General features: G+C 66.2%; 17 protein-coding genes. 5 read left to right on the plus strand and 12 right to left on the minus strand.

Going from position 1 to position 20,066, the window contains the following annotated elements; all coding sequences use genetic code 11:
- Positions 1–146: 146 nt before the first annotated feature.
- Positions 147–572, minus strand: coding sequence for a DUF2946 family protein (locus tag ACV7JP_RS08280; RefSeq protein ID WP_457798750.1), 426 nt, complete (start codon positions 570–572; stop codon positions 147–149).
- Between the two features lie 185 nt (positions 573–757).
- On the opposite strand from ACV7JP_RS08280, the gene ACV7JP_RS08285 reads away from it, so the two are divergent.
- A complete protein-coding gene (locus tag ACV7JP_RS08285; protein ID WP_457798751.1) occupies positions 758–1,132 on the plus strand; it encodes a hypothetical protein in 375 nt (124 codons plus the stop codon).
- A 72-nt stretch (positions 1,133–1,204) separates the two neighbouring features.
- Positions 1,205–3,802, plus strand: a complete 2,598-nt coding sequence (locus tag ACV7JP_RS08290; RefSeq protein WP_457798752.1) for a TonB-dependent receptor — start codon at positions 1,205–1,207, stop codon at positions 3,800–3,802.
- 346 nt (positions 3,803–4,148) lie between these two features.
- Here the strand turns inward: ACV7JP_RS08290 and ACV7JP_RS08295 are convergent, their stop codons facing one another.
- The 5 genes from ACV7JP_RS08295 to irrA form a co-directional block, all read right to left on the minus strand.
- Entirely contained in the window at positions 4,149–5,546 is a 1,398-nt protein-coding gene (locus ACV7JP_RS08295; RefSeq protein ID WP_457798753.1) for an NAD(P)(+) transhydrogenase (Re/Si-specific) subunit beta, read from the minus strand.
- 5 nt (positions 5,547–5,551) lie between these two features.
- Positions 5,552–6,001, minus strand: a complete 450-nt coding sequence (locus ACV7JP_RS08300) for an NAD(P) transhydrogenase subunit alpha (RefSeq protein ID WP_457798754.1) — start codon at positions 5,999–6,001, stop codon at positions 5,552–5,554.
- Between the two features lie 37 nt (positions 6,002–6,038).
- Positions 6,039–7,172: a Re/Si-specific NAD(P)(+) transhydrogenase subunit alpha gene (locus tag ACV7JP_RS08305; protein WP_457799049.1), complete on the minus strand. Its 1,134-nt coding sequence runs from the start codon at positions 7,170–7,172 to the stop codon at positions 6,039–6,041.
- A gap of 82 nt (positions 7,173–7,254) precedes the next feature.
- On the minus strand, positions 7,255–7,719 hold the full coding sequence (locus ACV7JP_RS08310; protein WP_457798755.1) for an aa3-type cytochrome c oxidase subunit IV: 465 nt from the start codon (positions 7,717–7,719) through the stop codon (positions 7,255–7,257).
- 134 nt (positions 7,720–7,853) lie between these two features.
- A complete protein-coding gene (gene irrA, locus ACV7JP_RS08315; protein WP_457798756.1) occupies positions 7,854–8,327 on the minus strand; it encodes an iron response transcriptional regulator IrrA in 474 nt (157 codons plus the stop codon).
- Between the two features lie 117 nt (positions 8,328–8,444).
- On the opposite strand from irrA, the gene ACV7JP_RS08320 reads away from it, so the two are divergent.
- On the plus strand, positions 8,445–9,656 hold the full coding sequence (locus tag ACV7JP_RS08320; RefSeq protein ID WP_457798757.1) for a lytic murein transglycosylase: 1,212 nt from the start codon (positions 8,445–8,447) through the stop codon (positions 9,654–9,656).
- 112 nt (positions 9,657–9,768) lie between these two features.
- Here the strand turns inward: ACV7JP_RS08320 and ACV7JP_RS08325 are convergent, their stop codons facing one another.
- The gene (locus tag ACV7JP_RS08325; RefSeq protein WP_457798758.1) at positions 9,769–10,290 is read right to left on the minus strand and encodes an N-acetyltransferase family protein; all 522 of its coding nucleotides are present in this window, start codon (positions 10,288–10,290) and stop codon (positions 9,769–9,771) included.
- A gap of 557 nt (positions 10,291–10,847) precedes the next feature.
- Here ACV7JP_RS08325 and ACV7JP_RS08330 point away from each other — a divergent pair.
- Together ACV7JP_RS08330 and ACV7JP_RS08335 are read left to right on the plus strand one after the other, a co-directional pair.
- Entirely contained in the window at positions 10,848–12,416 is a 1,569-nt protein-coding gene (locus ACV7JP_RS08330) for a 2-isopropylmalate synthase (RefSeq protein WP_457798759.1), read from the plus strand.
- Positions 12,417–12,468: 52 nt separating this feature from the next.
- Positions 12,469–13,611: a hypothetical protein gene (locus ACV7JP_RS08335; RefSeq protein ID WP_457798760.1), complete on the plus strand. Its 1,143-nt coding sequence runs from the start codon at positions 12,469–12,471 to the stop codon at positions 13,609–13,611.
- Positions 13,612–13,733: 122 nt separating this feature from the next.
- Here the strand turns inward: ACV7JP_RS08335 and ACV7JP_RS08340 are convergent, their stop codons facing one another.
- The 5 genes from ACV7JP_RS08340 to ACV7JP_RS08360 form a co-directional block, all read right to left on the minus strand.
- Positions 13,734–15,041 carry a carbohydrate porin gene (locus ACV7JP_RS08340; RefSeq protein ID WP_457798761.1) on the minus strand — a complete coding sequence of 436 codons (1,308 nt, stop codon included), beginning with the start codon at positions 15,039–15,041 and terminating at the stop codon, positions 13,734–13,736.
- 227 nt (positions 15,042–15,268) lie between these two features.
- Positions 15,269–15,604 (minus strand): hypothetical protein, encoded by a 336-nt coding sequence (locus ACV7JP_RS08345; protein WP_457798762.1) that lies wholly within the window; start codon positions 15,602–15,604, stop codon positions 15,269–15,271.
- 171 nt (positions 15,605–15,775) lie between these two features.
- Complete coding sequence (gene ppsA, locus ACV7JP_RS08350; RefSeq protein WP_457798763.1) at positions 15,776–18,223, minus strand: phosphoenolpyruvate synthase; 2,448 nt, start codon at positions 18,221–18,223, stop codon at positions 15,776–15,778.
- Positions 18,224–18,345: 122 nt separating this feature from the next.
- Positions 18,346–19,002, minus strand: a complete 657-nt coding sequence (locus ACV7JP_RS08355) for a phosphoribosyltransferase (RefSeq protein WP_457798764.1) — start codon at positions 19,000–19,002, stop codon at positions 18,346–18,348.
- Entirely contained in the window at positions 18,989–20,047 is a 1,059-nt protein-coding gene (locus ACV7JP_RS08360) for a hypothetical protein (RefSeq protein WP_457798765.1), read from the minus strand. Before ACV7JP_RS08360 ends, ACV7JP_RS08355 begins: the two co-directional genes overlap by 14 nt.
- Positions 20,048–20,066: the final 19 nt, after the last annotated feature.

Consider the following 20,066-nt stretch of genomic DNA (forward strand, 5'->3'; position numbering starts at 1 on the left):
CTTCGATGACACGCGCGCGCATCTGCGCAACGGCTGCGTCTGCTTTGATTTTTGTTGTGATCCAGACGCGAAAGGCGTCCCTGATCGGACATTCTACCCGCATGCAGCCGATGGGCCAGCGCAGGGGTTCGCCGATCGGAAAGATTCTAAGCTGGAAATGGCGGCGCTCTGGCGCCGTGCGCGGATCGAGACGAGACGTTCTCAAGCGCGTCGCCGCTCGCGACGCAGTAAAAGACGGGCTTGGGGGACGGGACCGGCCCGGCGCCTGTCGCAATGCGCTCCGGAAGCAGGGCCGCCCCGGCGCTCGCCGCGAGGCAGCAGGGACAATGATGCTTGCCGCCATGCTTCTCGGCCGGCGCCTTGTCGCCCGCGTCGGCGTCTGCGCGCTGCGTCAGGTGACGCTTGAAGCAGGCGAAAAGCCCGCCGCTGACGGCGCTGTTGCGTTTCAGCGCGACGTCCGTCGCGCTCGCGGTCGCGGCGCCCGTCACGGACACGCCGAACATCAGCGCCCACACCGCGACGATCGCGATCGCCGCGCGTATTTTAAGGCCGATGTCCCGCAACTGTGACATAAAAGTCTCTTAATGGATTTTTTAATCTTTGACAACGCAAGCAACCTTGGAAAGCCTCGTCTCCGGCGGCAAAGTCATCCGGTCGCGCAACTAAGGTTAATTTTCGCAACCGACTGAAATTGCTGCGACGCCGTGAGGCGTTTTTTCGCAGGCGCCGCACGATTCACGACAACCGCCGGCGGCCCATGCATAAAAGGCTCCTCGCATCGCTGATCGTCTGCGTCGCCTTGCTGACGCAGATTGGCGCGTCCTTCTGGGGCGCGGCGGCGGCGCGCGAGGGCTATGCGCCCTGCCACCGGCAGATCGCCTCCATCGCCGAATCCGCCGCGCGGCCGGCCGGCGGCAAAAGCCTTCCGGCCGGCGCGCCGGTCCCGCATGACCACGCTTCCTGCTCGCTCTGCCAGCTCGGACTGACCGTCATCGACAGCGAGGCGCCGGTTTTGCCCGCGCGGTCGATCGCGCTCGACTGGCGCAGTCCTCCCGCCGCCGCGGAAGCGCCGCCGCTACGGTCCGCCTTCAACAAAAGCGCGCCGGCCCGCGCGCCGCCTTCCCAAGCCTGATTCGCCAGCAAGGGCGCGCCGCGCCCGGATCAGACCCGCCGCTTCGCCGGCGCAGGGAAGGAAACCAGGAATATGTTCCGTTACGTGCTTTTGCGCGGCGTCTCCGCCGGCGCCTTGACTCTCGCCGCGCTGCCGGCGCTCGCCATGCATACGCTCCCGACCATCGACGTCAGCGGCCAGCATCGCGGCGCTCCTCGCGGCCCCGCCACGCCCGCGCGCGGCCCGGCGCGGCCCGCCGCGCCTTCCGCCCCGATCGCGGCGCCGGCCGCGGCTCCCTCGCCCATCGTCTCGCGCTGGTCGCCGACGCTCCCGGACGGCCGCCCGGCCTTCGTCGAGAAATGGCAATTGCCGAACACGGTCGCGAGCGTCACGCGCAAGCAGATCGAGCGGCAGATCAATATCGTCGACACGGAAGACGCGGTGAAATACATGCCGAGCCTTTTCGTGCGCAAGCGCAATAATGGCGATACGCAGGCCGTGCTGCAGACCCGCACCTGGGGCGTCGGCTCCTCGGCGCGCAGCCTCGTCTACGCCGACGACCTTCTGCTGACCGCGCTGATCGGCAACGACAACACGATCGGCGCCCCGCGCTGGGGCCTCGTCGCCCCGGAGGAGATCGAGCGCGTCGACTTCCTCTACGGCCCCTACGCCGCGCAATATCCCGGCAACTCGATGGGCGGCGTGCTGAAGATCACCACGCGCATGCCCGAGAAGCTGGAAGTGTCGGTCAAGGACACGCTCTCGGTGCAGGATTTCTCGCTCTGGGGAACGTCCAAGGGCCTCGTCAATAATGTGACGAGCTTCTTCGCCGGCGACAGAATGGGCGATTTCTCCTGGACGATCTCGGGCAATTGGCAGCGCGGCTCGCAGCAGCCGCTCACCTATGTCACCTCGCCGAATTTCTATCCGAACGCCTATCTCGCGACGAATGTCTACGGCACGACCTTCGCCAATGTCATCGGCTCGACGGGCAATCTGGCCAATGACCAGGTGAATGCGAAACTCAAGCTCGCCTATGACTTCACCAAGGACATTCGCGGCACCTATACTTTCGGCTTCTGGTCGAATGACGGCACGTCCATTCCCGAGAACTATCTCTATTCCGGCTATGGCCCGGTCTGGGGCGCGACGACGGCCGGCCGCGGCCTCAACAACGCCATCCTGCAGAGCTTCGCGACCCAGGGCTATTATCGCGTCCAGGAAAAGATCATGGTCAACGCCGCGGCCGTGCGGTCGAACAGCGGCGGCCTGTTCGATTTCGAGGTCTCGGCGTCGAATTTCACCTATCTGCAGTCGGATCAGGTCTCGCCCTGGTCGGCGGCGATTCCCGCCGGCTATACGCAGACAGGCCGCGACACGGTCTTTGGCGGCACCTATTGGACGCTGTTCGACGCCAAGGGCATCGTCCGGCCGCCGGAGGGCCTGCTCACGGGCCACGATATCAGCTTCGGCGTGCATGGCGACCAGTTCCACCTGAACAATCCGGTGTGGCTGACGACGAACTGGACCGCGGGAACAGCCGCAAGCACCGGCGCCGCCGTTTCGATCGCGCAGGGCACGACGCGCACGCAGGCGCTCTGGTTCCAGGACGCTTTCCATATCGCGCCGAGCCTGAAATTCACGGCCGGCTTGCGCGGCGAGCATTGGACGGCGTCGGAAGGCTACAACCAGCAGGCGGGCGTGAACAATGTCGGCACCGGCCTGACGGGGGGCGTCGCCAACTGGTTGCCGATCTATCAGCCGAACCGCTACAGCACGCGCTTTTCGCCCAAGGGCTCGCTGCAATATACGGTCGACGACAATTGGACGATCACGGGTTCGGTGGGCATGGCGAACCGCTTCCCGACGGTGCGCGAGCTTTACAATCTTTCGACCGTCGCCGTCGGCGGCGTGGCGACCAATCCCAATCCGAACCTGCGTCCCGAGTCGGCGCTCAGCAAGGAGTTGACCGTCGAACGCAAGCTCGGGCGCGATGGAACGGCGCGCGTGTCCTTCTTCGACGAAGAAGTGCGCGACGCCATCATCAACCAGCAGACTTTCGTGGTGGGCGCGATCGCGCCCGTCCAGACGCCGACCAATGTCCAGCGCATCCGCAACAGCGGCGTCGAGGTGGCGTTCCAGAAGGACAATGTCTTCATGCACGGGCTGGAAGTGCTCGGCAGCGGCACCTGGCTCAATGCGCGGATCATCTCAAATCCGACCTGGGCGCCGAGCGCGGCCAATTTCGAGTTCCCCTGGGCGACCTCGGTCGCCGGCAAGACGGTGCCGAACGTTCCCGAATGGCGCGGGACGCTCGCCTTCACCTATCGGCCGGACGACCGCTGGGCCTTCACGCTCGCCGGCCGCTACCAGAGCAAGCTCTGGCGCACCATGGCGAACAACGACCGCGCCTACGGGATCTATTTCGCCTTCGATCCCTTCTTCGTCGTCGACACCAAGGTCAATTACAAATGGAACGACCGCCTGTCCTTCGACTTCGGCATCGACAATATCGGCAACTACAAATACTTCCTGTTCCACCCCTTCCCGCAGCGGACTTTCTTCTTCGCCGCCAAATATGATTACGGCGCGAGCAAGCATCCGGAGCGCGGCATCTTCTATGTCGACAATGAAGGCGGCCTGCCGGACGTGAGGAACTGGTTCCAGCCAGTGGCCTTCGCGATCGACTGATCGGTCGCCGTCATTGCGAGCGGAGCGAAGCAATCCAGAGCCGTGATGTTTGCTCTGGATTGCTTCGTCGCTTCGCTCCTCGCAATGACAGGGAGGTGGCTCATATGCTTGGTCGGCGGCGATGGCGAATCGCCTTCATGACCAGCCCCGATCCACCGTCATTGCGAGCGAAGCGAAGCAATCCAGAGCCATGATGCCGCCCTGGATTGCTTCGTCGGCTACGCCTCCTCGCAATGACGGGTGGCGGTTCATATGCGTGGTCGGCGGCGGCGGGGAAACGCCCTTGTAACCGCCGATCCGCCGTCATTGCTTCGCTTCGTCCGCAATGACGGCAGAGGCGAGGGCCTCAATGCGCCAGCGATTTTACAATTGCCTCCACGGTCTTCTTGGCGTCGCCGAACAGCATCATCGTATTGGGGCGGAAAAAAAGCTCGTTCTCGACGCCGGCATAGCCCGAGCCCATGCCGCGCTTCAGGAAGAGCACCGTCTTCGCCTTTTCGACGTCGAGGATCGGCATGCCGTAGATCGCCGAGGACTTGTCGGTCTTCGCCGCCGGGTTGGTCACGTCATTGGCGCCGATCACGAAAGCGACGTCGGCCTGGCCGAACTCGGAGTTGATGTCCTCGAGCTCGAAGACCTCGTCGTAAGGCACATTGGCTTCGGCGAGCAGCACGTTCATATGGCCGGGCATGCGGCCGGCGACCGGATGAATGGCGTAGCTGATCTCGACCCCTTCCTTCTTGAGCAGGTCGGCCATCTCGCGCAGCGCGTGCTGCGCCTGCGCCACGGCCATGCCGTAGCCGGGCACGATGATGATCTTGCCGGCGTTCTGCATGATATAGGCGGCGTCTTCCGGCGAGCCCTGCTTGACGTTGCGCGTCTCCTTGGCGCCGCTGGCTACGACCGTCTCGCCGCCGAAGCCGCCGAGAATGACGCTTATGAAGCTGCGATTCATCCCCTTGCACATGATGTAGGAGAGGATCGCGCCCGAGGAGCCGACCAGCGCGCCCGTGATGATGAGCGCGAGATTGCCCAGCGTGAAGCCGATGCCCGCCGCCGCCCAGCCCGAATAGGAATTGAGCATGGAGACGACGACCGGCATGTCGGCGCCGCCGATCGGGATGATCAGCGTCACGCCGAGCGTGAGCGACACGAGGATCAGCAGGAAGAGCCAGAAGCCCGATTCCGTCGCCACGAACAGCAGGATCAGCGCCGCGAGGGCGAGGCCGAGCATGATGTTGATCGTGTGACGCTCGGGCAGCAGGATCGGCTTGCCGCTCATGCGCTCGGAGAGCTTCAGAAAGGCGATGATCGAGCCCGTGAAGGTGACCGCGCCGATCGCCGCGCCGAGCGACATCTCGAAAAGGCTGCCGCCTTCGATATGGCCCGGCGCGCCGATGCCGAAAGCGTGCGGCGCGAAAAAGGCGCTGCCCGCGACGAGCACGGCGGCGAGGCCGACGAGCGAATGGAAGAAGGCGACGAGCTCCGGCATCGCCGTCATCGGAATGCGCTGCGCCACGTAGGCGCCGACGCCGCCGCCGGCCCCCGCGCCGATAATGATCAGCACGAAGCCCGCGAGCGGCGGCAGATGCAGCAGCAGCGTCGTCGCCACGGCGACCGCCATGCCGATCATGCCGTAGCGATTGCCCTCGCGGGAGGTCGCGGGCGAGGAGAGGCCGCGCAGCGCGAGGATGAACAGCACGCCGGCGACGAGATAGAGAAGGGCTGCGATATTCGCGCTCATGGCGGTCAGCCCTTCTTTTTATACATGGCGAGCATGCGCTCGGTGACGAGGAAGCCGCCGAATATGTTCACGCTGGCGAGAATGAGCGCGATGAAGCCGAACCAGCGCGCCCAGTCGGCGCCCGTGTCGCTGACGCTCGACGCTTCCACGCCGACGGAAAGCAGCGCGCCGACGACGATCACGGAGGAGATGGCGTTGGTGACGGACATGAGCGGCGTATGCAGCGCCGGCGTCACCGACCAGACGACGTAATAGCCGACAAAGACCGCGAGCGCGAAGATCGCGAGACGGAAGACGACCGGGTCGATGGCCCCGCCGCCCAGTCCATGCGAGGTGACGGCGGCGGCCGTTTGCGCGATCTGGTCCGAATATTGCTGTGCTTGATCCGCGAGATGTCGGGCGGCCTCCGCCGCCGCCCGCGCCTTATCGAGCAATTGCTGGGTAGAGTCGGTCATGGTTCGACGCCCTTCGTTAGAGGGATGCTTGTTGGGCTCAGGCCTGTTTGAAACGCTCATCCGTGACGGCGCCGTCGCGCGTGAGCGCGGTCGCCTTCACGAGCTCGTCGTCCCAATTGATCGCGAGCCGCTTCGTCTCCTTCGAGACGAGCGTCTCGACAAAGGCGAGCAGGTTCTTGGCGTAGAGGCTCGACGCGGTCGGCGCCATGCGGCCGGCGAGGTTGACCGCGCCGACGATCTTGACGCCGTTCTCGACCACCGTTTCGCCGGGCCTGGTCAGCTCGCAATTGCCGCCGCGCTCGGCCGCGAGATCGATGATCACCGAGCCCGCGCGCATGGCGCGCGCCATGTCGGCCGAGATGAGTCTCGGCGCCGGTCGGCCCGGAATCAGCGCCGTCGTGATCACCACGTCCTGCTTGGCGATGTGGCTTGCGGTCAGTTCCGCCTGCGCGGCCTGATATTCCTTCGACATCTCCTTGGCGTAGCCGCCCGCCGTCTGCGCCTGCTGGAACTCCTCGTTCTCGACGGCGAGAAACTTCGCGCCGAGCGATTCGACCTGCTCCTTGGTCGCCGGGCGCACGTCGGTCGCGGTGACGATGGCGCCGAGGCGCCGCGCCGTGGCGATGGCCTGCAGGCCCGCGACGCCGACGCCCATGATGAAGACCTTGGCGGCGGGCACGGTGCCGGCGGCCGTCATCATCATCGGGAACGACCGGCCATATTCGGCCGCCGCCTCGATCACCGCGCGATAGCCCGCGAGATTGGCCTGCGAGGAGAGCACGTCCATGGATTGCGCGCGGGTGATGCGCGGCATGAACTCCATGGCGAAGGCGGTGACGCCCGCCTTGGCGAGATCGGCCAGCGCCGCCTCGTTGCCGAACGGGTCCAGGATGCAGATGAGGGCGAGATTCTGCTTGGCGCCGGCGAGCTCGGCCGCCGCGGGGCGGCGCACGCGCAGGGCGATGTCGGCGCCGGAGAGCGTCGTCGCGGCGTCCGGTCCGATCAGCCCGCCGGCGGCGGCGTAGTCGGCGTCCGATAGGGCGGACCCGGCGCCGGCTCCGGACTGAACCGCGACCTCGGCGCCGAGACTGATGAATTTCTTGACGGTTTCTGGCGTGGCCGCGACGCGCGGCTCTGCTGCGTCCGTTTCGGCCAATACGGCGATGCGCATGACGAACTCCGGTTTCTTGGAAACGAAAACCGTCGCCGTCACGGTGGCCCCTGACGGCTTGGCGTGAGGGGCTCGGCTTTTCTTACCGCGCGAAGAGGAAGTACAGGGCCAGCAGCGTTATCGCGGATCCCGCCGCCGAAAACTTCAGCAGCCAGAGGAAACCTTTGTAGGTCTTTTCATGTTCGGCCCAGTCGGCGTCCGTCGACGCCGACCCGCGATTGCTCGCCATCGGAATGCTCCCAGATCTTGGTTTGACGCGCGGCAGACCCGCCGCGCATGAGCTTGATGCTAACCGACGACCGCTCATCCCGCAACGCTGTCGCGCCGCGCGTTTTCGTCGCTCCCGCACAATGGACGCGAAGCCAAACGGACCAACGGAATTTTGAGACGCGCGGACTCGTCCGGCGGCGGCGGCTTTCGCATCGGCGAGAAAAAAAGTCGTCGCGGCGAAGCGCGCGCGCTCGAATTTATGAAGAAGGCGCGGGGCTCTTTGGCGCCGCTGACGCCGACCGCCCGGCAGGCTGCCGGCGCGGATATCGGGGGCCACGGATTCGCATGCGAATCGCTCCAAGCGCGCGGGCGGTTCATGCCGCAATCGTCAGAGCGCGCGCGACGAAGCGGCGCTCCATACGGAGAATTTGATCATCGGGAGAAGACGCCGGATTTGCCGGCCGGCCCGGCTCAGCCCTTCTTCGGGCGGATGCGGATAATGACGTCGCAGCCCACGATCTCCATGCCTTCGGGCGGCGCCGGAAGGCGGGAGAATTCGACCGAGCCGTCGGCGGCGTCGAACATGCGGCCTGTCGCCTCGTCCATGAAATGGTGATGCGGGGCGGTGCGGGTATGGAAATAGGTTCGCGGGCCCTGCACCGCGATTTCCCGCAAAAGACCGGCCTCCGCGAATTGGTTGAGCGTATTGTAGACGGTGGAAAGCGACATGGTGAGGCCGGCCTCGCGGGCCTCGGCGTGGAGCGCCTCGGCGCTGACATGGCGGTCGCCCTTGCCGAAGAGGAGCTTGCTCAGCGCCAGGCGCTGCACCGTGGGACGCAGGCCGGCGTTGCGCAGCCGCATCTTCGGATCCACCGGCACGCCAGCGGGCTGCTCGCGCAGACGGCGGGAATTATCGAAGCTCCTGGCTACCGGCTGATGCGTCATCTTAAACCCACAACGAGGTTACTCGCCCCTAATAAACCGTGTAGTTCACAGTAGACGGCAGCGCGGTGGCCCTGTCAAACGACGCAACATACAAGATTTCCAAACAAGGGCCCCTCCATGACCCTGAAGCCAGGCGATTTTTCCCTCGACGCGCTCGACCGGCGCCGCGCGCTCCTCGCTTTGGCGCTCGGCGCCCTCTCCGCCGCCGGCCCCGCGCGGGCGGCGGATTTTGCGGGCTTTCTTCAAGGACTGTGGCCCCAGGCGCAGGCCGCGGGCGTGTCGCGCGAGACCTTTGAAGCCGCCGTTTCCGGGCTGGCGCCGGAGGCCGGAGTCCTCGCCAGGCCGAAAACGCAGGCCGAGTTCACCATCTCCATCCCCGCTTATCTCGCCGGGGCAGTGACAAATAGTCGCGTGTCGCGCGGCCGGTCGGCGTCGTCGGAGCTCGCCGGACCGCTCCAGCGCGCGACGTCGCGCCACGGCGTTCCGGGCGAGATCGTCGTCGCAATTCTCGGGGTCGAGAGCAATTTCGGGACGGCCGCCGGCGGCGCCGACGTTCTGAGAGTGCTGGCCACGCTCGCCTGGAAGGGGCATCGCGCCGAGACCTTCATCGCCGAGTTCGTCGACGCGCTGCTCATGCTCGAAAAGGGCTATGCGACCCGCGCGCAGCTCCGCGGCTCCTGGGCGGGGGCGATGGGGCAGCCGCAATTCATGCCCTCCGCCTATCTGAAATTCGCTGAAAGCGACGACGGCGCGGGCGCGCCGGACATCTGGCGCTCGCATGCCGACTCCGTTGCGTCGATCGCCAATTTTCTGGCGAGATCGGGTTGGGTTCCAGGCCTGCCCGCCGTCGCGGAGATTCGCCTGCCCGAGGGCTTCGACTACGCCGCCTTCGATCTCGATTTCCCCCGCTGGCGGGCGCTGGGCGCGACGCGGGCGGACGGCGCGGCCCTGCCCGCGAGCGGCGCGGCGAGCCTTTATCTGCCGGCGGGCGCGAGCGGACCGGCCTTTCTGATCTCGGACAATTTCGAGGTCATCCGCCAGTACAACACCTCCGACGCCTACGCCATGTCGGTCGCCGTTCTCGCCGAGCGCATCGCCGGCCGCGACATGCCGCTCGCGCCCTGGCCCCGGGTCGCGCCGCTCGCGACCGCCGATGTCGAGGCGATGCAGCGGCTTCTGACCCAAAAGGGCTATTACGGCGGGACGATCGACGGAAAGCTCGGCCGCACGAGCCGCAACGCCGTGCACGCCTTCCAGATCGCGGAGGGGATTCAGCCGGCGGACGGCTTCGCGACGAAGGAGATTTTGGCGCGGCTGCGGGGGAAATAACCCCCTCTCCCCGTTTAGGGGGAGAGGGCCGGGGTGAGGGGCAAAGCCCTATCGCCCGCAATGCCGCCTCGCCCCTCACCCTAGCCCTCTCCCCGCAAGCGGGGAGAGGGAATTAGCGCACCGGCGCGGAAACGAAGCCGAAGGCGACGCGGGTCAGCATGTCGGAGCCGAAGCGCTCCTCGGCGCGGCGCACCGTCTGGCCGCCGAGGCTGCGATAGAAGGCGAGCGCCTTCTCATTGTCGGCGAGGGCCCAGACGATGGTCGAGAGATAGCCGTGCTCGGCGAGCTCCCGGCGCGCGGCCGCGAAGAGGCGGCGGCCGAGGCCGAGCCCCTGATGCTGCGGGGACAGGTAGATTTCGAAGATCTCGCCCGAATAGGGCATGGAGGGGACGCGATTGCGGCCATAGGTCGAATAGCCGACGATCCGATTGTCGAAATCGAGAACCAGGAGCCCCGTGCCGCGCATGATGGCGGAATGCCACCAGGCCGGCCCCCGCCGCGCGATCATCCGCTCGAGCTCCACGCCCGGAATGACGCCGCGATAGGCGTCTCGCCAGGAAGCGTCGTGGACGCGCGCGATTTCCTCGGCGTCGCCGGGCCGCGCGTGGCGAATGGAGAAGGCGGTTTTGACCATGACGGATGTTAGGGCTCATTTCGGCCTTTCGGCAAGAGGCGCAAAAGGTCGAAAACGTAAAAAAACAAATGCGGTCCGGCTTAACTTTTGTTAACCTTCGGCCATGCCGGGCGCGCAGTGCGATCGGGGGGAAGGACGACCATCCTCGCCCTCATGCTGAGGAGCCGCCGAAGGCGGCGTCTCGAAGCATGAGGAAACTTTCACCCGATCGCCCCTGCGGGCGCGCGGGCTTCGACTTGCCTGCCGCGGCGCAATTTTCTATTCTGGGGCGGTTTCGGCTGGGGCGGGCGCCCCTTGGCGCATGTCCCCCGGCCGGCGAAGCGAGGATTTGGACCGTGGCAGTCGCGAGCGCCACATATGGAGCCGAAAAGGCGCGCCAGCCGCGCGGCGCGATTTGCGCGCGCGCCCTGCTTTCCTCGCGCGCGCTTGCCGGGCTGCTGCTGCTTCGTCGCCCCTGACCGCCCGCAGGGCTCGCGAGCCCAGGCCGTCAGGGGATGCAACGCCGCCAGGATCGGCCCGACGGAATCGGGCGCAGCAGCTCTAGAAAGTTTTCCCACATGACTCATTCCGCGAACGGCTCCAACGACAGCGAGCGCGTCGTTATCTTCGACACCACCCTGCGCGACGGCGAGCAGTCGCCCGGCGCCTCCATGACGCTGGAGGAAAAGCTGGAAGTCGCCGATCTGCTCGACCAGTTGGGCGTCGACATCATCGAGGCGGGCTTTCCCATCGCGAGCCCCGGCGATTTCGAGAGCGTCGCGGAAGTCGCGCGCCGCGTGAAGGACGCGTCCGTCGCCGGCCTGGCGCGCGCCTCGGACAAGGACATCGACCGCTGCGCCGAGGCGCTGCGCGAGGCGAAGCGTCCGCGCATCCACACCTTCATCTCCACCTCGCCCGTGCACATGAAATACAAGCTCCAAATGGAGCCGGAGCGGGTGCTGGAGCTGGTCGCCGCCTCCGTGACGCGCGCGCGCAACCATGTCGCGGATGTGGAGTGGTCGGCGGAGGACGGCACGCGCACGGAGATCGATTTCCTGTGCCGCTGCGTCGAGACCGCCATCAAGGCCGGCGCGACGACGATCAATATTCCCGATACGGTCGGCTATACGACGCCGCAGGAATATGAGGCCCTCTTCCGCGCCGTGCGCGAGCGCGTGCCCAATTCCGACAAGGCGATCTTCTCGGTGCATTGCCATGACGATCTGGGCCTCGCCGTCGCGAATTCCCTGGCCGGCGTGCGTGGCGGCGCGCGTCAGGTGGAGTGCACCATCAACGGCCTCGGCGAGCGCGCCGGCAACGCCGCGATGGAGGAGGTCGTCATGGCGCTGAAGACGCGCCACGACATCCTGCCCTACCACACCAATATCGACGCCAAGCTGCTGACGCGCGCCTCGAAGCTCGTCTCGGCGGTCACGTCCTTCCCGGTGCAATACAACAAAGCGATCGTCGGCCGGAACGCCTTCGCGCATGAGAGCGGCATCCATCAGGACGGCATGCTCAAAAATGCGCACACCTATGAGATCATGACGCCCGAAAGCGTCGGCGTGTCGAAGACCTCGCTGGTCATGGGCAAGCATTCGGGCCGGCACGCCTTCCGCGAGAAGCTGAAGGAGCTGGGCTACGATCTCGGCGAGAACCAGTTGCAGGACGCCTTCAACCGCTTCAAGGATCTGGCCGACCGCAAGAAGTTCGTCTATGACGAGGACCTGATCGCGCTGGTGGACGACGAGATCGTCAGCGCGCATGACCATATTAAGGTGCTCGCTTTGATGGTGATGGCCGGCACGCATGGTCCGCAATCGGCGGCGCTGACGCTCGACATTGACGGCGACAAGGTCACCCATCAGGCGACGGGCAACGGCCCGGTCGACGCCATTTTCAACGCCATCAAGGCGCTGGCGCCCCATGAGGCGACGCTGGAGCTCTATCAGGTCCACGCCGTCACCGAAGGCACGGACGCGCAGGCTGAGGTCTCGGTGCGTCTGTCCGAGGACGGCAAATCCGTCACCGGCCGCGGCGCCGATCCGGACACGCTCGTCGCGTCGGCGCGCGCCTATGTTTCGGCGCTCAACAAGCTGATGGTGAAGCGCGGCCGCGCCAAGCCCGAGGCCATGCAGGCGGTCTGACGCATGAACGGAGCCCGCGCGGCTCCGTTTTCATTTCGCGAAGGGAGCCGCCGTGGCGGGAAGCCTGGAACACTTCTCTCTTCTGGGCGGTCCCTTCTTCCAGCTCGGCGCCCGCCTCGGCCTCGTTCGCCTCGGACGCAATACGATTCCCATGGGCCTTGCGCTCGGCTGGCTATGCTGGCTCGTCCTCGTCGCGCTGGCTGTCGTCAAGGGCGGCGCGCATGACCTGTTCACGGTCCCGGCCATCGCCGTCCATGCGCGGCTTCTTCTCGCCATTCCCCTGCTCTTCATGGCCGAGACGGCGCTCGACGCCAAGCTCGACGAATTTGTGGCGCTGCTCGTGCGCGCCGAGATCGCCGGCGCCAAAGCGCTGCCCGAACTCGAAGCCGAAGCCGGCCGACTTTCGGGATGGACGAATTCCTGGCTGCCGGACGGGGCGAGCCTTGCCGCCGCGCTGGCGGTCAGCTTTCTGGGCCATGCGGGACTTCCGGCCGAGATCGACACCGGCCGCGTCCTGCGCGCCTTGCCGCTCGCGGGCGCATGGTATTGGTTCTTTTGCCTGCCCCTGTTCCGTTTCCTGCTGTTTCGCTGGGCCTGGCGGCTCGTCCTTTGGTGGCGCCTCCTTTGGGGCCTGACGCGGATGGAGCTCGACCTCTCCGCCGCGCATCCCGACGGCGCGGGCGGGCTCGGCTATCTCGAAACCGTGCATTCGCGCTTCGCGCCGCTCGCCCTGGCGATCTCCGTCGTCGTCGCCGCGACTTTCGCCGAGGAGATCGCGCTTGGCGAGCAGGCTCTGAGCGACGCCTATCCCGCGCTCGCGGCGACGCTGCTCCTCAGCTTCGCCCTGTTTCTCGCGCCGCCCTGCCTGTTCCTGTTCAAATTGCGCGCCTGCCAGGAAAAGGGCCTGCGCGACTATACGGCGCTGGGCGCGCGCTATGTGCACGGCTTCGAGCGGAAATGGATCGCGGGCGCGCCCCCGGACGAGCCGCTGCTCGGAACGGCCGATCTGCAATCGCTCGCCGATCTCGCCAACCGCGTGGAGGCGATGCGCAATATGCGGCTCGCGCCGATCAGCATACGGCTCGTCGCCACGATCGGCGTCGCGGCGGCGCTTCCCCTGCTACCGCTTCTTCTCTTCGATTATCCGCTGGCCGACCTCGCGAAGATGCTCTTCAGCAAGCTCGCGGGTCTTTGAGAACAACGGTCCCGCTTTAATCGCAGCGCCCCGTCATTGCGAGCGAAGCGAAGCAATCCAGCGGCCGCGCTCGCGCTCTGGATCGCTTCGTCGGCTGCGCCTCCCCGCAATGACGGCGCCCTTTAAAATCGCGTCTGCAGCCGCAGCGCCATATAGGTCGCGCGCGGCCGGTTCGCGGTCCAGGGCTCGACGATCTGCAAATCGCCCGTAAGCCGCAGCCATGGCGTGATCGCCCAGTTATAGAAGGCCTCGATCCCGCCTTCGCTGCGCCGATAGATGCGCCGCTCGGCAAGGCCGGCGAGGAGCGGCGTCGTCAGGCCGTAATGGAAGAAGCCGACGCCCCATTGGTCGTTCTCGCGGCCGGGCAGGAGATTATTGCCGGCGAGCCCCGCGAGCACGCTCCATCTCACTGGGTTCGGATTGCCGTCGGAGAGCGTCGCCAGGGTGAAGAGGCCCCAGCCGGCGTTCGGCTTGTCGGCGCTCTGCACGAGATATTGCTGCACGGCGTAGGAAGCGAGCCAGAAGCCCTTCCTGGTGACGCCGACGAGCGAAGCGAGCCGCGTGCGCAGCTCTCCAATATCGTCGAGATCGAAGCCGCGGGCGTTGCTGTAGCCGCCGCGAATGGTGTGAAAGCCCTTGAGCCCCGCAATTTGCGTCGGAACCGTCACGCCGCCGACGACGCCGACGCCGCGCTCGAAGGGCCGCTGGAGCACGCGCGGATTGGCCGCGTTGCGCGGATCGACAAGGAAGAGATTGAAGGTCGCGAGATCCGTCTTCAACGTCGCGGCGCCGCCCAGAATATAGGGCGGCGACACGATGAGCCGGTCCGCGACCGTGCCGGGCGAGGCGACGCCGATGCCGGTCGACGGCAAGGCGAAGGCGCGGTTCATGAAGGTGTCGAGTCCGCCGCCGCCGATGAGCGGCGTCTGCGCCGCGAGCGTCATGGTGTTGAACTTGCCGACGCTCACGGAGAGCCGCTCGCTCAATTGCTGCGTCACGACGAGCGACAGCGCCGAGTGATAATTGTCGCGCGCGACAAAGGCCTGGGCGGCGCTCACGGGAACGAGCGCGTAATCGAGCTGGTTGATGTTGTCGCCGATATAATGCTCATATTGCGCATTGACGCGCAGGCCTCGCCACAGTCCGAGCTTTTCGGCGTCGATCTTGAGGAAGAGGTCGAGCTTGCCGCCATAGCGCGACACGCCGTTATTGGCGCCGGCGGCGACGCCCTGAAAGAACTGCGTGACCCAGACATCCGTTTCGATCCCGAAGCGGCGAAGCTGCTCCTTCGGTCCGCCGGGAATGTCGGCGAGCGATTTCCGGGTCAGCGGCGAAACGGCGTCGCTCTTCGCGCCGTCTGCTTCTTTCGCGGCCGCTTGCGTGGCGAGGGCCATCGCGAGCGCCAGATATGGAAAGCGCCTCTTCGCCACGACCTTCCCCCGCGCAGAATCGCCGCCGCCGAGACTGCACGTTTCGAAAGGCGCTCACAATGACATGCGGGCAACAGCCGTGAAAAAGCGGGCAGGCGCCGAACCGACAACGGCTCGCCTTGCAATCGCCCGATCGGACGTTAACTCTTCGATGAGCCGACGGAACCGATCCGTTGGAGAAAAACGGCCCGAGCGCGGATGTACCGACGGGCCGTTTTTCGCGTTTGTCAGCGCCAGTGGCCGCGGCCGCCGCGCCAGCCATGGCCGCCATGCCAGCCATAGCCGTAACGGCGTCCATGCCAGCCATAGCCGGGATGCCGCCAGCCATAGCGAGGTCCGTAATAGGGGCGCCGCCAGCCATAGCCATAGCGGCCGTGATAATGGCCCGCATAGCTCCACCAGCAGCGGCCCCAGCGATTGCAGACGCGTACGGCGTGCGCTTCTTCCGTCGCCGGCGCGAGGCCGATATTGGCGACGGGCATGGCCGAGGCCGGCGGAGCGGCGAGGGCCGAGAAGCCGCAGACGAAGGCGGCCGAGATTGCGATTTTGACGGGGGTGTTCATGCCAATCATCCTCTCTGCAAGGCTGCGGCTCAAACTCTGAACGCATTCGCCGCAGCATGTGCAAGGAACGGAGATTCGCGCCCCGGCCGCCGAGGCGGCGCGAAACGCGATGGACGAAACCTGTCGCCGCCGCCCTCTCTTTCAAGCCCCAGGGCGCCTGTCGCTCATCGCCTACCTTCGGCTTCGCCCGAGCGTCTTCTCCAGCGCGGCGATGCGCGTCGTCGTATGCAGGATCGTATCGGGATTGAGGCTGATCGAATCGATGCCGAGGCGAACGAGGAATTCCGCCATCTCCGGATAATCCGACGGCGCCTGGCCGCAAATGCCGCAATGGCGGCCATTGCGTTGCGCGCCCTCCACCGCGAGCGCGATCATCTTCTTCACGCCCGGATCGCGCTCGTCGAAATCGAAGGCGACGATTTCCGAATCGCGATCGACGCCGAGGGTGAGCTGGGTAAGATCGTTGGAGCCGATCGAGAATCCGTCGAAATGTTTCGAGAATTCGTCGATGAGCATCACATTGTTCGGAATCTCGCACATGACGTAGATTTCGAGTCCGTCCCTGCCTCGTTCGAGCCCAAGCTCCCGCATGAGCGAAAGGACCTTCTCCGCCTCGTCGATGCGGCGGCAGAAAGGAATCATCAGCCTGACATTGGTCAGGCCCAGATCCTCTCGCACGCGTTTCATCGCCGCGCATTCGAGCGCGAAGCCTTCGCGATAGTTCGGATGCGCGTAGCGCGAGGCGCCGCGGAAGCCGATCATCGGATTTTCCTCGCCGCCCTCGAAGGCGCGGCCGCCCAGCAGCGACGCATATTCGTTGCTCTTGAAGTCCGACATGCGCACGATGACGGGCTCGGGATAGAAGGCCGCCGCGATGGTCGCGACGCCTTCCGAGAGACGCTCGACGAAGAAAGCGCCCGGGCTTTCATATTGCGCCGTCAGCCGCTCGATCTCGGCGCGCTCCTTGGGATCGAGGCGTTCCGGATGAACGAGCGCCATCGGATGCGCCTTGATCGACTCGGCGATGATAAACTCCATGCGCGCGAGGCCGACGCCGTCATTGGGCAGCGCGGAGACGCCGAAGGCGATGTCGGGATTGCCGACATTCATCATGACATGCGTCGCGGGCCTTTCGAGATTTGAAAGGTCTGTCTTGACGATCTCGAACTCGATCTCGCCCTCATAGACTCTGCCGACGTCGCCTTCGGCGCAGCACACGGCGACGAGATCGCCGGTGCGAATGACATGCGTCGCGCGATCCGTGCCGACGATCGCCGGAATGCCGAGCTCGCGCGCCACGATCGCCGCATGGCAGGTGCGTCCGCCGCGATTGGTGACGATGCCGGCGGCCGATTTCATCACCGTGCCCCAATCGGGCGAGGTCGTGTCGGCGACGAGGATCTCTCCCGGAATGAAGCGCGACAGCTCGCTCGGATGCTCGATGACGCGCGCCTTGCCGAAGGCGATCTTGGCGCCCACTGCGCGCCCCTCAACCTTCACGCGCCCGTGCTTCCCGACCTTATATTCCTCGACGATGTTGCGGTTGCGCCGCGAGGCGACCGTCTCGGGCCGGGCCTGCACGATGTAAAGCTTTCCGTCGACGCCGTCCTTCGCCCATTCTATGTCCATGGGGCGATGCGCGCCGGCCCTGGCGCTGTAATGCTCCTCGATCGCGATCGCCTGTCCCGCGAGCGTCAGCGCCTCGTCGTCCGTGATGCAGAACTTCTCGCGCTCCTTTCGATCGGTCGGGATGTTGCGCGTCGTGGCGCGGCCGCGATTGGAGAAGATCATCTTGATCTTCTTCGGGCCGAGCGCGCGTCTCAGGACGCCGCGCTTCCCGTCGCGATAGGTCGGCTTGAAGACATAGAACTCGTCGGGATCGACGGCGCCCTGCACCACGTTCTCGCCGAGGCCATAGGCGCCGGTGATGAACACCACGTCCTGGAATCCGGTCTCCGTGTCGATGGTGAAGATGACGCCGGAGGCCGCGAGATCCGAGCGCACCATCTTCATGACGGCCACGGAGTTGAAGACCTTGAAATGGTCGAAGCCATTATCGACGCGATAGCGGATGGCGCGGTCGGTGAAGAGGCTCGCGAAGCAGTGACGCACGGCGTCGAGCACATTGGCCGCGCCGCCAACATTGAGATAGGTGTCGTGCTGGCCCGCAAAGCTCGCGCTCGGCAGGTCCTCGGCCGTGGCGGAGGAGCGCACGGCGACGGTCAGCTCCGCCCCATATTCCTCGACGAGGCGCGCGAGCGCTTCGCGAATGTCGGCTTCAACCTCCGCCGGCAGGCCGGCGGCGTAGACGATCTCCCGCGCGCGCGCCGCGCGGCGGGCGAGATCGTCGACATTGTCCACATCGAGCCCGTCGAGCGACGCCTTCAGCGCCGGCCAGGCGTCCGCCGCGTCGAGCGCATGACGATAGGCCTCGGCGGTGACCGCGAAGCCGTTGGGAACGGAAATGCCCTTCGCCGTCAGCTCGCGATACATTTCGCCGAGCGAGGCGTTCTTGCCGCCGACAAGCGGCACGTCGCCGATGCCGATCCGCGAGAAGAAACGGACATAGCGGCCGTCGCCGCCCTTCGGGTCGTTGGTCTGCTGTGTCTTGTCGTTCATGCGGAAACCGTCGGATGTGGCGCGTCGGACGCAAGGACGCACGCCGAGGCGTCATTTTCTTGACAATGCGCTTTCGAGCTTAGCAGGACGCCTTGCGCCTGCGCGACGTCGGCGTGAGGCATTTAGCCGCGCGCCGCCCTTGCGCGGTTACGCTCGAGAAGCGCGATCACTTCCTCGTCCTCGGTCTGGCGAAAATCCTCATAATAGCAGCCCACGCCCATGAAATAGTCGTGCGCCTCCAGGCAGACGATCTCGTCGGCGTCGCGGCGCAGCATGTCGAGCGTCTCGCTCGGCGCCACCGGCGTCGCCAGGATGAGCCTCGCAGGCGCCTGGGCGCGGACGGCTTGCAAGGCCGCGCGCGTCGTCGCGCCGGTCGCGACTCCGTCATCGACGATGATGGCGACGCGCCCCCTGGCCGCCACGCGGGGACGTCCGCCGAGATAGAGGCGGCGGCGTCTTTCGATCTCGGCGAATTGCTCCGCGCAGGCCCGCTCGAAACGCGTTTCGCTGACGCCGGCGAGCGCGACGACGTCGTCATTGCGCACGACCACCGGCGTTCCGCCATCCGCGACGGCGCCCATGGCGAGCTCGGGCTGGTAGGGAACGCCGATCTTGCGCACGAGCACGAGATCGAGCGGCGCCCGCAGGCTTTCCGCGACGGGAGCCGCGACGGGAACGCCGCCGCGCGGCAAGGCGAAGACGACGGCGTCCTGTCCCTTCAATCGACGGAGCGCTTCGGCGAGCCGCTTGCCCGCCTCCGCGCGATCACGAAACGGCACTTTCGTCTCCTTCCGGAAAGGCGCCCGCAAGCGCGCGCGCCGCGATGTCGAGATAAAGCCTTGCGAGCGGCGCCCATTTCCCTGGCGCGCGCGGCGAAGGCTCCAGCAAATGGGCGAGGGAGAGGCGCGCGCGCAGGACGGCGCGCCAGCCCGCATAAAGCGCGATCGTCTCCCATGGCGGCGCGCAGCCGAGGCGGCTCGCAAGGCCCTCCGCGAAGCTGCGCAGAAGGCGCGGCGCCCCGAGCCGCGCGCATTCGACGCCGAGCAGCGCGATTTCGTCGAAAGGATCGACCTGCCTCAGCTCCGCATTGAATTCGAGACAGTCGAAGATCGCCACGGGCTCGACGAGGCAGATATGCTCGGGGCGCAGATCGCCGTGGCCGTCCACGACACGGCCGGCGCGCGCCCGCGCCTCGAGGCTCGCCCGCGACGCGTCGAGACGCGCCTCGAGGCGATCAAGCGCGCGCAGCGGCTCGGCGCCGAGCCCGAAAGCCGCGCGCGTCAGAATTTCGCGATTGAGCGCCTGCTCCCGCGGGAAGCGCGCGGCGTAATCCTCGGGCGCGAGGCTGGTCGTCTCGGCGTGACGGTAGAAACGGGCAAGAGCGTCGCAAATCGCGTCGACATGCGCGGCCTCGACGCGCTTCGATCCGATCATCGTGTCCAGCATCCGCTCCTGCGGCAATCGGCGCATCGCCACCAGCCAATCCACGACGAGGCCGGCGCCGCCAATGACGAAACCTGTCCCATTCGCCGTAAGCGGGACGACGTCGAGATAGACTTCGGCCGCAAGACGCCGGTTGAGGCGCAGCTCCTCTCGGCAATCGCGCTCCCGCGCCGCGAGCGTCGAGAAATCCAGGAAGGGATAGCGAACCGGCTTCTTGAGCTTGTAGGCGCGCGCGCCGACGAGAAAGACATAGGACATATGCGTCTCGACCAGCTCGACCTTCGCGCTTTCCTGCCCGTAAGCCGCGGGATCCGTCAGAAACCGGACCTTGTCGGCAAGCGACGGCGCCGCCGCAGAGACCGTTTGGGGATCGATCGCCATCGCTCGTCACCGCTTCGCG

This window comes from Methylocystis sp. S23 (assembly GCF_054106005.1).

What these genes read in the sequence shown, in the direction of transcription:
- ACV7JP_RS08360 (WP_457798765.1), bottom strand. Translation starts at nt 20,047, where the DNA reads ATGGCGATCGATCCCCAAACGGTCTCTGCGGCGGCGCCGTCGCTTGCC.
- ACV7JP_RS08280 (WP_457798750.1), bottom strand. Translation starts at nt 572, where the DNA reads ATGTCACAGTTGCGGGACATCGGCCTTAAAATACGCGCGGCGATCGCG.
- irrA (WP_457798756.1), bottom strand. Translation starts at nt 8,327, where the DNA reads ATGACGCATCAGCCGGTAGCCAGGAGCTTCGATAATTCCCGCCGTCTG.
- ppsA (WP_457798763.1), bottom strand. Translation starts at nt 18,223, where the DNA reads ATGAACGACAAGACACAGCAGACCAACGACCCGAAGGGCGGCGACGGC.
- ACV7JP_RS08305 (WP_457799049.1), bottom strand. Translation starts at nt 7,172, where the DNA reads ATGCGCATCGCCGTATTGGCCGAAACGGACGCAGCAGAGCCGCGCGTC.
- ACV7JP_RS08295 (WP_457798753.1), bottom strand. Translation starts at nt 5,546, where the DNA reads ATGAGCGCGAATATCGCAGCCCTTCTCTATCTCGTCGCCGGCGTGCTG.
- ACV7JP_RS08325 (WP_457798758.1), bottom strand. Translation starts at nt 10,290, where the DNA reads ATGGTCAAAACCGCCTTCTCCATTCGCCACGCGCGGCCCGGCGACGCC.
- ACV7JP_RS08330 (WP_457798759.1), top strand. Translation starts at nt 10,848, where the DNA reads ATGACTCATTCCGCGAACGGCTCCAACGACAGCGAGCGCGTCGTTATC.
- ACV7JP_RS08345 (WP_457798762.1), bottom strand. Translation starts at nt 15,604, where the DNA reads ATGAACACCCCCGTCAAAATCGCAATCTCGGCCGCCTTCGTCTGCGGC.
- ACV7JP_RS08285 (WP_457798751.1), top strand. Translation starts at nt 758, where the DNA reads ATGCATAAAAGGCTCCTCGCATCGCTGATCGTCTGCGTCGCCTTGCTG.
- ACV7JP_RS08290 (WP_457798752.1), top strand. Translation starts at nt 1,205, where the DNA reads ATGTTCCGTTACGTGCTTTTGCGCGGCGTCTCCGCCGGCGCCTTGACT.
- ACV7JP_RS08300 (WP_457798754.1), bottom strand. Translation starts at nt 6,001, where the DNA reads ATGACCGACTCTACCCAGCAATTGCTCGATAAGGCGCGGGCGGCGGCG.
- ACV7JP_RS08320 (WP_457798757.1), top strand. Translation starts at nt 8,445, where the DNA reads ATGACCCTGAAGCCAGGCGATTTTTCCCTCGACGCGCTCGACCGGCGC.